Annotated in this window: 12 protein-coding genes and 1 other RNA gene; 8 read left to right on the top strand and 5 right to left on the bottom strand. The window is 52.6% G+C overall.

The genetic code is table 11. The features are described 5' to 3' along the window. Positions 1-303 precede the first annotated feature (303 nt). The gene (locus tag AMM48_RS13950; RefSeq protein WP_158246472.1) at positions 304-1,149 is read left to right on the top strand and encodes a transporter substrate-binding domain-containing protein; all 846 of its coding nucleotides are present in this window, start codon (positions 304-306) and stop codon (positions 1,147-1,149) included. A gap of 131 nt (positions 1,150-1,280) precedes the next feature. On the opposite strand, the gene AMM48_RS13955 is transcribed toward AMM48_RS13950, so the two are convergent. Continuing rightward, positions 1,281-2,966 carry an EAL domain-containing protein gene (locus AMM48_RS13955; protein ID WP_102784541.1) on the bottom strand — a complete coding sequence of 562 codons (1,686 nt, stop codon included), beginning with the start codon at positions 2,964-2,966 and terminating at the stop codon, positions 1,281-1,283. A gap of 416 nt (positions 2,967-3,382) precedes the next feature. Here AMM48_RS13955 and AMM48_RS13960 point away from each other — a divergent pair, with 416 nt between their 5' ends. The 3 genes from AMM48_RS13960 (at position 3,383) to dapE (ending at position 6,444) form a co-directional block, all read left to right on the top strand. Further along, positions 3,383-4,078: a pyrimidine 5'-nucleotidase gene (locus AMM48_RS13960; protein WP_102784542.1), complete on the top strand. Its 696-nt coding sequence runs from the start codon at positions 3,383-3,385 to the stop codon at positions 4,076-4,078. Between the two features lie 252 nt (positions 4,079-4,330). After that, entirely contained in the window at positions 4,331-5,176 is an 846-nt protein-coding gene (dapD, locus tag AMM48_RS13965) for a 2,3,4,5-tetrahydropyridine-2,6-dicarboxylate N-succinyltransferase (protein ID WP_101301039.1), read from the top strand. Positions 5,177-5,304: 128 nt separating this feature from the next. Next, on the top strand, positions 5,305-6,444 hold the full coding sequence (gene dapE, locus AMM48_RS13970) for a succinyl-diaminopimelate desuccinylase (RefSeq protein WP_102784543.1): 1,140 nt from the start codon (positions 5,305-5,307) through the stop codon (positions 6,442-6,444). 19 nt (positions 6,445-6,463) lie between these two features. On the opposite strand, the gene AMM48_RS13975 is transcribed toward dapE, so the two are convergent. After that, on the bottom strand, positions 6,464-7,177 hold the full coding sequence (locus tag AMM48_RS13975) for a TetR/AcrR family transcriptional regulator (protein WP_102784544.1): 714 nt from the start codon (positions 7,175-7,177) through the stop codon (positions 6,464-6,466). Between the two features lie 166 nt (positions 7,178-7,343). On the opposite strand from AMM48_RS13975, the gene AMM48_RS13980 reads away from it, so the two are divergent. Then, positions 7,344-8,012: a glutathione S-transferase family protein gene (locus tag AMM48_RS13980; protein ID WP_102784545.1), complete on the top strand. Its 669-nt coding sequence runs from the start codon at positions 7,344-7,346 to the stop codon at positions 8,010-8,012. 124 nt (positions 8,013-8,136) lie between these two features. Here the strand turns inward: AMM48_RS13980 and AMM48_RS13985 are convergent, their stop codons facing one another. Further along, entirely contained in the window at positions 8,137-8,745 is a 609-nt protein-coding gene (locus tag AMM48_RS13985) for a glutathione S-transferase family protein (RefSeq protein ID WP_102784640.1), read from the bottom strand. 143 nt (positions 8,746-8,888) lie between these two features. Here AMM48_RS13985 and AMM48_RS13990 point away from each other — a divergent pair, with 143 nt between their 5' ends. Further along, complete coding sequence (locus AMM48_RS13990; RefSeq protein ID WP_102784546.1) at positions 8,889-9,767, top strand: LysR substrate-binding domain-containing protein; 879 nt, start codon at positions 8,889-8,891, stop codon at positions 9,765-9,767. Positions 9,768-9,825: 58 nt separating this feature from the next. Beyond that, a complete protein-coding gene (locus AMM48_RS13995) occupies positions 9,826-10,194 on the top strand; it encodes a DUF1636 domain-containing protein (protein ID WP_102784547.1) in 369 nt (122 codons plus the stop codon). 52 nt (positions 10,195-10,246) lie between these two features. Here AMM48_RS13995 and AMM48_RS14000 read toward each other — a convergent pair whose 3' ends face one another. Together AMM48_RS14000 and nudC are read right to left on the bottom strand one after the other, a co-directional pair. Continuing rightward, entirely contained in the window at positions 10,247-11,011 is a 765-nt protein-coding gene (locus AMM48_RS14000) for a transporter substrate-binding domain-containing protein (protein WP_102784548.1), read from the bottom strand. Positions 11,012-11,138: 127 nt separating this feature from the next. Next, positions 11,139-12,065 carry an NAD(+) diphosphatase gene (nudC, locus tag AMM48_RS14005; protein ID WP_102784549.1) on the bottom strand — a complete coding sequence of 309 codons (927 nt, stop codon included), beginning with the start codon at positions 12,063-12,065 and terminating at the stop codon, positions 11,139-11,141. A gap of 193 nt (positions 12,066-12,258) precedes the next feature. On the opposite strand from nudC, the gene ffs reads away from it, so the two are divergent. After that, an RNA gene (gene ffs / locus AMM48_RS14010) (signal recognition particle sRNA small type) lies at positions 12,259-12,353 on the top strand. Positions 12,354-12,409: the final 56 nt, after the last annotated feature.

The following is a 12,409-nucleotide window of genomic DNA, read 5'->3' on the forward strand; positions in this document are numbered from 1 at the left end:
CGGCCTTTTCTTTGTGATACTTCGGATCAGACCTATTCATCCATTGTGCTCGGTTTCAATCTTTTCATCGAAACCCTTTGGACACCAGCCAACTTATGTCAGATGAGTGCAGCTGTTCCCTGGAAGGCATAGAATTTCCTCCGGAGAACTCGTCCCCAGATATAAACTGGCTGCCGCAGAACACATTTAATGCATAGCTCCTGCCCCTAGACCATAGGAGCACTTCGTCTTGGCAATTGGCATGCTACCATCGCATCTCCACTCAACTCTTAATGCCCCTCGAAATCAGGATCAGAGCATATTGTGACCGCTCATTTACCTGCACATATTTTGCGCTTGGCTTTTCGCACTGGTGTTCTGGGCTGTTTGCTTGTCTTGCACCACCTGACACCGGCAACGGCGCAAAACACGCTCATCTCGCCGCCCGGTGATCAAACGACGGTCACACTGGCCTGCAACCATTTCCCACCCGCGAAGATCGCCGACGACACCGCCAGACCAGGCTATGACGTTGAAGTCCTGCGTTCTGCATTCGCAACCCGGAATTTGACGCTGATAACGCCGTTTTATCCTTGGAAACGGGCTTATTTCCTTGCTGAGGCTGGTTTGGTCGATGGTTTGTGTTCGTGCAGCTACCTAAAAGAGCGCGAAACCGACTTTTTGTTTTCCGACCCACTCGGCCAGGAAGAGATCGCGCTTTTTACAACCCGGTCGGAAATTCTCGACACCATCACAACGCTTGAAGATGCCCGGAACATGACCATCGGCGTGGTCAGCGGGTACAGCACGGAAGTCACTGCACGCAACGCAAACTTGGATGTCATCACCGCCCACGACGAAGAAACCCTGCTAAATCTGATGCTTTCGCGCCGACTGGATGCTGTCTTGTCCTTCAAGCCACCCGTTGAATACGCCATGCATGAATTGCAGAAAAGGCGCCCGGAAACCGTCGACATTAAATCAAAAGTCATTTCAACAAGCCCGTACTATTCCTGCATCACACGCCACACCCAAAATGCCGACGAGCTTCTTGAACAGCTCAACATTGGTCTGAAGATCATTCGGGAAAACGGCACTTATGATAAAATCTTGGGGAAATACGGGATTTCATCCGGCGCCAAGCCGGATGGGCCAACATTTAACCGGTAAAGCGTGATTTGACCCTTCGACCATACCGCCCGCAAGTTACTTGCTGTCAGACGAACAATTGCCCTGTATAGCCATCAAAGATGAAGCGCGGGCATGGCAACCTCAGGGGCGAAAACCATGCCAGCCCCATACTATTGCCGCGGTGTTTTGGCATCGCGCCAATACAGGCTGATGTCGGCTTCGGGTTTGCCAAACAAATAACCTTGTGCAAAATCAAAACCAGCCTTGGTGATCAATTCACGCATTTCATCGGTTTCAATCATCTCGCCCACAACTTCGACATCGATCGAGTGACACAAATCGACCAATGAGCGCATAAAGGCCTGCCCCTTCCCTGATTTCATCGATTGGCGAATAGACTCACCGTCAATCTTGACATAATCGACCTCAAGCGCGCTGAGATACCGGAAGTTGGACGCCCCGGTCCCAAAATCATCCAGACAAATTTCAATCCCGAATTCGCGGAACCGGCTGATCCATTTGGCAGCACCATCAATGTCGGTGATTTCCGATGTTTCGGTAATCTCGATCATCAACTGACCAAGCGCATCGCGATTGCGTTCAAAAAGCGCAATGGCCGACCGGCAAAAATCCGGGTTTTCCAACGAATGGCCGGAAACATTCACCGCAACCCGCACAGTTAACCCAAGATCAAGCTGCGTTCTGATCCATTTTATGGTTCGACGCATCATCGCCAAGTCAAGACGATGGACCATATTAACCTGTTCGGCGAACGTAATCAGTTGCTGGGTCGGGATCAATTTCCCATCGTCGTCATAGAACCGGACCAGAACTTCGAAATGATGAATTTCGGCCGAGGGCAGGCGCACAATAGGCTGATAGGCCGCGTCAAATTTCAATCGATCAACGCGCGCACCAAAGTCATGCATCGCAGAAAAGGTGTCATTGACCAGATTGTTGGCCTGCCCCATAAGCCGCGAAAACGTAAACCCGTGTTCTTGACGGTCACAAAACCGTCGGATGGAATATAAAACGCCGCGCGCCAAGTCGCCTGGCGGGATCAGTTCAGCCGTGAAATCCGTCACCGATGAGCTGACTTCAATTCCGACACCTTTGGGGTCGGCGTCCCGCGCACAGTCGGCAATGCGTTGCTCAAGTTCGCCAATCCGCACGTCCGGACGATGAAGCATGCCAAACTGGTTGCTGGCAAGTCGACCTGCGGTATCACCGGCGACAGAATGGGCCCGCAAAAACGCCCCGACACTTGCCAGAAGTTCATCGCGTTCAATCTGTTCCATGCGTTTGCACAACGGATCAAACGCATTCAGGGTCATCAGCGTAAATTTATGTTCGGTTCCGGTTTCGCGTTGCGCAACAAGGCGCTCGGTCACCACCTTTGACAGGCTTTCTTCGTCCAAAAGGCCCGTTGCGTGATCGCGTTTGATCGACCGAGCGACATCGGCCGGCAATGCATTGATCGCAACCCGAAGTGCGACAAAGAAATGATCCCCAAGATCGGGCAGGAAATAGCCACTCATGGAAACCGGGGGGCTGAGTTGTTCGTCAGGATGCACAAACCGGACCTGAATATTGTCCATGCGCCCACGTCTGCGCGCAACCTGAAGCATTTCAGTCACCAGCGGCTGAAACTGTTTAGCCAGAAGGCTGTGGAAAAGATGACCCGACAATTGTTGCGGCCGACGCCCCAGAATGCCGTCAGAAGCACCGGATGCAAAAACGATCCGAAAATCGCCATCCAGTTCCAGAAGGATGTCACCCCAGACGAACGCAAGTGCTGCAAAGCGATTGCGTTCATTTCGAAGTTCGGCGGTACGAGCCTTTATAAGCTTATCCAAAGCGTCCTCTTACGCTGCTCAGAAATACCGACATTTCCCATCCCCCGAATTCGAAAACATCGCCCGCGTCAAAACGGCTTTCACTGATGATCTTCCCATTGGTGTTAACAAGGGTTTTACATCGGCGAGATTTCCCATTCTAACGGGTATTAAGTGTAGAATTTTCCCACAAGTAAGAAACAAAGGCCCGTTAATGCACCGGCACCTTTACGACAAATATTCCATATATCTTTGGTCTCGCGGTGGGTTTTAAACCCCTGTGCCCGTTAATTCGAGCCATAAATGGTTGCGCATTTCGCATATCTACAATGCCTGATTGCATTATTTGGTGTGATGGTTTGCAAGATCGGGCTGATCGCTTAAAAGAAACCACACGCTATTTGCAATCACACCATATGCCATGAGGCCCGCTGATAATGACGTCGCCCCTGAAACCCCGCTCGGACCTGCCACGCATGGATGCGGGATCGGTTTTGATCTTTGATCTCGACAACACGCTTTATCCGGCAGCCTGCAACCTGTTCGCACAGGTTTCTACCTTGATCGGACATTATGTCCGCGACACGCTGTCACTCGAACCTGATGAGGCATACCGGGTACAGAAGGACTATTTCCATCGCTATGGTACGACATTGCGCGGGCTTATGACGGAGCATGAAATTGACCCGGCGGATTACCTAAGCAAAGTTCATGACATCGATGTTTCGGTTGTCGCACCCGCACCCGATCTGGCGGCCGCACTTGATGATTTGCCCGGGCGCAAACTTATTTTCACCAATGCATCGCGCGGTCACGCCGAACGGGTGATGGAACGCCTTGGCATTGCTGACCGGTTTGAAACGATCTTTGACATTGTCGATGCGCAATACATTCCCAAACCGGAGCAGGCCCCCTATGACCTGCTTCTCGCACGCGATGGCATTGATCCGGGCAAGGCTGTCTATTTTGAAGACATGGCGAAAAATCTGCTGCCCGCCAAGGAAATGGGCATGACAACCGTTTGGGTTCATACCGACCTTGAATGGGCGCAGGCAGGACGTGACGATCCAAGAATTGATCACCAAACCGACGATATTGTTGGTTTCTTGCGGACCCTTGCCAACGGGTCCTAACCCCCGTTTCGCCACCGCAATCGCCCATCATTTTCCAGCACACAGTACAAGTGCGACAAAGTGCATGATTTGTAACCGTTACAACGTTGAGATTCGCCCCGTCTTCGTTTATTGCTTTTTGCTGTACGGATCATGATCGGAACGCGGCCCGAAACAGGCTCTTCTACGTAAACTGGCGGAGTTGACTTCAAGGCCTGCTTTGACCATTCTCCGCTCGACAGATTTAAGGCTGACCGCAAGGACCTCCGAAAAATGAACAGAACTGAACTTGAAGGCGTGATTAACGTCGCTTGGGAAAACCGCGACGAAATCAGCTCCGCCACACAGGGCGAAATCCGCAAAGCCGTTGACCAGACGCTGGGTGCTATGGATCGCGGTGAACTGCGTGTTGCCGAAAAGGTTGACGGAAAATGGGTCGTCAATCAGTGGGCGAAAAAGGCGGTTCTGCTGTCTTTCCGTCTCAATGACATGACCACCATCGCAGGTGGTCCGGGCGAAAACACCAACTGGTGGGACAAAGTCCCGTCGAAATTTGACGGTTGGGGTGAAGCCGAGTTTAAAGAAGCCGGGTTCCGCGCCGTTCCAGGCAGCATCGTGCGCCGTTCGGCTTATGTCGCACCGGGCACCGTTCTGATGCCAAGCTTTGTTAACCTTGGCGCCTATGTTGATACTGGCGTCATGGTCGATACTTGGGCCACCGTTGGTTCGTGCGCACAAATTGGCAAAAACGTTCACCTTTCAGGTGGTGCGGGCATCGGTGGGGTTCTTGAACCGCTGCAAGCTGGTCCGGTCATCATAGAAGACAACGCCTTCATCGGCGCTCGTTCGGAAATTGTCGAAGGTGTCATCGTCGAAGAAGGTGCTGTCATTTCGATGGGTGTCTTCATCGGCGCATCAACCAAAATCATCGACCGCACCACCGGCGAAACCTTTGTCGGTCGCGTCCCTGCCTATTCGGTTGTGGTTCCGGGCAGCATTGCTGGCAAGCCACTTCCAGATGGCACGCCGGGGCCAAGCCTGTATTGCGCGGTGATCATCAAACGTGTTGATGAAAAGACCCGCTCGAAAACCTCGATCAACGAATTGCTGCGTGACTGATTTCTGTCACCACAAGACCGTATGATTTATAAGAGGCAGAACAATTGATGTGTTCTGCCTCTTTTTGTTCGCCAAATGTTCCACGTGAAACATTGCATCGTTTCACTGATTAACCAAGAGAAGACCAGATGTCCGTCGCCCTTGAACTTGCCCAGTCCCTGATCCGTTGCCCATCTGTCACCCCGGCCGATGCAGGCGCACTTGACGTTCTGCAAAAGGCACTTGAAGCGCGTGGCTTTGACTGTAAACGCAAGGTGTTTGACGGCAATGGCAGTGATGCGATTGACAACTTGTATGCCCGCCTAGGCACCAAAGGGCGCAATTTCTGTTTTGCCGGGCATACCGATGTTGTGCCCGCAGGTGATCTTGACGCATGGACCGTCGATCCGTTTGGCGGCGAGGTCAAAGACGGTCGTCTATTTGGGCGTGGTGCAGTTGATATGAAAACCGGCATTGCCTGCTTTGTCGGCGGGGTAGATGCGTTTCTGGCCTCACATCCGGATTTTGACGAATCCATCAGTTTCCTGATCACCGGTGACGAAGAAGCCGATGCTTTCAATGGCACGGTCAGGCTGATTGAATGGTGCGATCAGCAGGGCGAAAAGTTTGATACCTGTCTGGTGGGGGAACCGACCAACCCGAAATATCTCGGCGAAATGATGAAAATTGGCCGTCGTGGATCAATCACCGGCTGGCTCACGGTGTACGGCGCACAGGGTCATGTTGCCTATCCGCATCTGGCGGACAATCCGGTGCCGCGCATGATCAAAACCCTTGATGTTCTTAATGCCCGCGCGCTTGATCAGGGCACCGATCATTTCCAACCCAGCAATCTTGAAGTCACCACCATTGACGCTGGTAACAGTGCAACCAATGTTGTTCCGGCGAAAGTCAGTGCTGCCTTTAACATCCGCTTCAACGATCAGCACACCGGTGTCGATCTTGAAAAATGGATCAAGGATGTCTGCGCCGAGCATGCTGGCGCGCATGAGCTAAGGGTGAAAATCTCTGGCGACGCATTCCTGTCTAATCCGGGAAAGCTGGCGACACTGATTGCCGATTCATCGGAAAAAATCACGGGCAAGCGCCCGGAGATGAGCACCACTGGCGGCACATCCGATGCCCGTTTCATTCAGAAGTATTGCGAGGTCGCGGAGTTTGGCCTTGTCGGTCAAAGCATGCACAAAGTTGATGAACATGCGATGGTCGAGGATATTGAAAACCTTGTCGCCATCTATGGCGAGATTCTTGACGGCTTCTTTGACTGATTTCTGACCTGATGACTGGCTAAGACGACTGAGCGACGGCAACCGGACCTTTTCCTGACCCGACGTTGTCCGCGCCGTCCGTCTCATCCGTTTTATGGCGAAAGTTCGGGATACTGTCGCGTGTTGCCGCCAGAACCTTGTCGGCAGTTTCATCATCAACCGCACGGCTTAGAACAACAGCCCCAACCATCATGGCCAACATCGCGATGGCATCCTGTTCGTATTGAACTGGCACATTGCGCAATTTCTGATCTGATTCGAGGTTGATGTGGCGATCAATGCCCGGCACGTCGTCTTCTTTTGCCAGCTTCCATGCCAGTTTTTCAGATGCCTGATTGATCAGTTTTGAAAAAGCTTCCTGTGCACGAACCCCGGATCGGGAGACTTCGGCAGAAAGGGTTGGCAATGCACAGCCCAGTTCCGGATTTTCAATGTGCACCCGCGACAGATACAGCTCGGCAAAGGATGTCACCCAATCCCCACCGGCCCGTTCCGCTTTGCGCAGCTTTGCCAGTATTGGCGAGGATAAAAGCGACATGCCGTTTTCAACGCAGGCAACAAACAGGTCTTCCTTGTTTTCGAAATGCGCATAAAACCCACCGCGCGTTAGCCCCGCCTCGGCCATGACCTGATCAATTGTCACGTTCTCAAACCCGTTCTTTTTAAACAGGGCCGTTGCCGCATTCAGGATGCGAATACGGGTTTTGGGTTTGTGGGCGGGACTGTAGGGCATTTGTCAGATCCGTTTGAACGTGGTTTTGCGACCGATACAAAAACAATGACACATCCTGATAATATGTTCTTGAACATATTATGTCCTCGTTGATCCTGTCTGCAAGTTCAATTCTCTGTTCACCCCGATCCGGGTGACGGGAAACATCGCAGCAAAGGAAGACAGCATGTCTGAATTGATGATCATCGGAATGCCCCGCAGCAGCTTGACGCGCACGGCCCGCATCGCGTGCATCGAAAAAGAAATCCCGTTTGAGTTCAGCACTCGGAATGTGCAACTTCCCGGACAGTCCCCAACGCCAGAGGTCTCCAATCGCAATCCGTTTGGCAAGGTGCCTGTTTTGGTCCATGGAAAGTTGGTTTTGTATGAAACAGCGGCCATCTGCCGGTATATCGACGACACATTTTCAGGCCCACTTTTACGCCCGGTTCATACAGAAAAAATCGCCGTGATGAACCAGTGGATCAGTCTTGCCATGACCCGGCTTGATCAAAACATTATCAGGAATTTCGTTATCCCAATGGTTTTTGCCGACACCAAACAGCGCCACGATCCGGGCTTTGCCGTGCGCATGAAGCAGATGGGCGATCTTATTGCCCACGACCTTGGGGTTCTAGATGATGCTTACGTCGATGGCTGGCTTTTTGGCGACCGCTTTACCATCCCCGACATGATGATCATGCCGATGCTCCATTACCTCTATGCCATGCCCGGCGGGCCAGAGATGATTACGAATGCCCCGAATGTGAAAACCGCCTTTACGCGTTTCAAGGCCCGAAGTTCCGCCGCCCAAACCGACCCGTTGTTGCCAGATCAGATTCTGAAATCCGCCTGATCTGTTTTATCGCCGCCCTTGTGTTTCCCCTTAATCGCACAAGGGCTTTTCAGCCGCCGCAGACACACATTCCTCCAAGCATGTTGGCCCCTGCGGTCTGTGGCGGCTGCTTCTTACTGATGATCTATGGCGTCCATGTGATGGGGATGTACCCCGGCAAAGCTTCTATGCGTTCAAGCCACGCCCGGATGCCCGGATACCCCGACAGACTGATTTTTCCGAGCTCTGCGCGATGGGTATAGGCGTATAGCGAGATGTCAGCGATGCTCAGAGCATCCCCCACCAGCCAATTATGCCCCGAAAGACGTTTTTCCATCAGATCAAGCGCGCGTTTGGCCCCGGCCTGCTTCATTGGCGCCAGAATATCGGCATTTTCCGGTAACCCCTTGATCTCATACCAGGAAATCAGCACCGCAATATTGGGTTCATGGTCGTACTGTTCAAAGAACAACCACCCCATCATTTCCGCACGCTCAAAACGGTCATCTGGCACGAAGTTCGTTCCCTCGGCCAGATAGGTGAGGATCGCGTTGCTTTCAGCCAAAACCCGACCGTCATCCAGAACAAGCGCCGGGATCTTGCCGTTTGGATTGATCTTTTCCAGGTATTCTGGTGTCCGGGTTTCCCCTTTCATGATGTCGCGTTCGACATAGTCAAACGCCGTTCCCATCATCGACAGCAGCAAACGAACCTTGTAGCCGTTTCCCGAAAGCAAATAATCGTTCAAAATCATTGTAAATGTCCTTGTGGCACATGCGTGAAAAGCATTGGCCGGCCGGGTTTGATATTTGCGGCTGGATGATTGGCAAACAATCGAATAGTTTTGACGCAACTGTTCAATTTCATTGATCAATCATTCTGATCATAGAGGCCATTATGGATTCTGACCTACTGCGCAGCTTTGTCGCCTTTGCCGAATCAGGCAGCTTTAACCGCGCTGCTGACCGGATTGGCCGCACGCCATCGGCCTTTTCCATGCAGATGAAACGGCTTGAAGAACTGGTCGATAACAAACTGTTTGAACGGGACGGTCGGAATGTTCTTTTAACCCCGGATGGCATCACCTTTGTCGGATATGCCCGGCGTATCTTGTCGCTTCAGGACGAGGCCATGGGCAAGTTGCGAACACAGGATGCATCACGTCCAATCCGCATTGGCTGCCCGGATGACTATGCGCAGAAAATCCTGCCGCTGGTCCTGCGCGGTATCCAGAAAGCCCACCCCGCCGCAAAATTCTTTATTTCGGTCAACCCGACGATCCTTCTGCGCCGGATGCTGGATCAGGGGGAATTGGACCTGTCGATCATTAGCCGGTCTGAAACCGGCGAAGAAGGATATTTCCTGCGTCATGAACCCGGCGTCTGGGTCACATCACCAATCCACAAACAGCATGAACTTGATCCCTTGCCATTGGTTTTACCTGCCGAGGATTGCAAGTTTCATGCTTGGGCGCTTGATGCCATTTCAAAAGCGGATCGGCCCTATACCCTGTTTGCCACATCCCGACAGGCCGCGTCCCTGTTGCATCTGGTACGCGACGGGCTTGGTGTTGCAACACTTGCCGCGGCCAGTGTCACCGATGAATTTCAGGTTCTTGAGGCCCGTGATGGTTTCCCGCCCCTTCCGGCAGTCGGGGTTGCCTTGATGCTTGCCGAAGCATCCCATCCGCTGGTCGATCGGCAACTTGCCATCGTGATACAGGATTATCTCAACCGAAATCTGGATGATGACTTGACCAGACAGGCCGCAAGCTGATTGGATGCCGCGCCATCACACCTATACGCCCATACATTGATCAACAAAGATTGCCCCAATGACCACCAAACCACGCCTGAACATTTGTGTCACCTGCACCTTTTCCGCCGCCGACGGCCAAAGTGACCCCCGCGACGGCAAGGTTCTGTTTGAACGGGTAAAAACCGCCTGTGCCGAACGTGATGTACCCTTTGACCTGCACCCGGCGGAATGTTTGACCAACTGCAAGTCTGGCTGTTCGGTTGCCTTTAGCGGTGCAGCGAAATGGGGGTATGTCTATGGCAACGTTGATCCCGACACCATGATCGAGGATCTATGCGATCTTGCGACCCGATATAGCGAAAGTGACAACGGCATTGTCGCATGGCGTGAACGCCCCGACAGCCTGCGCCGCAATGTCATCGCCCGCATTCCGCCGCTGGATTAACCCGCCATATCAGGAACGGAAATTTTCCCACCGTATCAAATTTCAGCAGGATTTAACCCGACGTGTTGGCATGAAGTTCCTGCCAAAGGCGCTGCACCTCACCGGTTGCCTGCAATTTTTCAATCATCTGATTAAAATCAGCAACAGAAATGACCGATTGATCCGCAATGACCGACACAAGGTCATACATGGCATCGGGTTGCACACCGACGGTAATAAGGTCACCCAGTCCCGGAGTTGCCGCCAATTCACGTGCAAGAAAACCTGCTGAAACAATGCCGATTGGCGCTTCGCGGGCCAAAACACCGTTCAGGACTTCCTTTTCGTTATAGCGCAGCAACACATCATAAGATTGTTTCAGGAATTCCGGATCAGAGTTGAACTTGGCAAAGCCGTAATGGAACCCCAGCACGCAAAGAATCGATTGGTTGGTTACATCGGCAAAGGGATCATCTGTTTTCGCCGTGCTGCTTTGGGTTACATAAACATCTTTCTCTGTGACGATCTTGTCAGAGAATTGCACAGCGTAGTCCTGCCAGTCCCATTGCGCACTTTCGAGCAACAGAAGATCAACATCCCCATCCACCAGAGCCTTATAGCGCCTGCGTGACGACGTTTCGACAAGCTGAAACTCATAGTCGTCCTGCAACCCGTTCAGAAGCCCGATCAGCAATGGAACCATGCCGTTTGGTTTGCCATTTTCGAAATAATAAACAACACCGTATTCATACGCACCGACTTTAACCGTAACTGGCTCCGCCGCCTTTGCCGGTGCACCGCCATCGGTAAAAAACGCCGCCAGAAGTGCTGCAAGCATGATGCAAAAATGTCGAATTATTCGAAAAGCTGCCACTACATCTTTCCCGCTATTCTCGGATCAATGAACCGTACGCCCCCGGCGACCCAACCATTTGGCCACCGCGCAGGCGCATGACGCGTCCCTTTTATATACGGCGGTCCTGCCAGTTTTCCAGAAGGTAGCGTGCAATAGAAATTGGACGCGGCAAATTTATGCCCTTTCCTGGCAGGTTCGGGACCTCATCACGATGCACCCACATGGCAAATTCGATTTCATCCTGATCAATGGTGATATCTGTGGTTTCCGCCTCTGCGACAAACCCCAGCATCAATGATCCGGGAAACGGCCAAGGCTGGGATGCGACATATTTGGGGCGCTTGACGCGAATACCAACCTCTTCATAAACCTCACGCGCCACCGCCTGCTCAAGCGTTTCACCGGGTTCGACAAATCCTGCCAAAACCGAAACCATGTTGGGCAGAAATTGCGGTGACCGGGCCAAAAGAACGTGATCTTCGTGATGAATCAGCATGATGACAGCTGGATCCGTGCGCGGGAAATGCGATTTTCCACAATCAGGATTGCTACATTCAAGACGATAACCAGCCTCGGCAACACGGTTCGCATGGCCACATGCCCCACAGAACTGATGCCCGCGATGCCAGTTAAAAAGGGCGCGCGCCTGTGCCGCAAGGGCGGCCTCGTCACTTGAAAGAGCCGCCATACGGGTCCGCATATCGCCAAACCCGCCACCAAGGCGGCGCACGGCTTCTTCCCGATCCGAAATCACCGATGCAATATCCACGGCCATCACGGGGCCATTGCCATCGCGTCCAAGATAAATCCATTGGGCGGCCTCAAGATCGACGTCCAGATGCCGGATTGCCAAACCACCAATCACCACAAGCTCATGCGCATCCATGTCTTCGGGCCAGGCAAAAAGCGGATCACCGTCATAGCAGATCAAAATACGTAACGAGTCTTCGACCAGCAGACTCTGTCGCCAGTTTACTGACTTTCGCAGCACCGCATCACGATCAAGATCAACGGATTCGTAAAACAGCCTGTCCATAAGATCGCGTATCCTTAAATTCCATTTACCAACCGACATCGCAGGCAAGCTGCTGTCCGGGCGGTATTTTCCGGGGCAACGGTGCCCGACATTAGCGCGCTGGCAGCCCGGTAAAAAGCCACGATTGCGCGAGGATCGAAAAAATCCAAGCCAACACTTGCGTTTTACTGTCTGCTGCGCGATATAGGGGGCGAGAGGCTGGCTGCGGACGGACCGCTCGCCAACCCGGTCAGGACCGGAAGGTAGCAGCCGTAACGAGTTTTTCCGGGTCGCGGTTCAGTCTCTCACCCTTTTATCTCTCCCCTTTGAATGTCGCCGATCCTCTATGCAACTGACCCCGTCAG

Origin of the sequence: Thalassospira sp. GB04J01 (assembly GCF_000751115.1) — a bacterium.
Lineage (GTDB): Bacteria > Pseudomonadota > Alphaproteobacteria > Rhodospirillales > Thalassospiraceae > Thalassospira > Thalassospira lucentensis.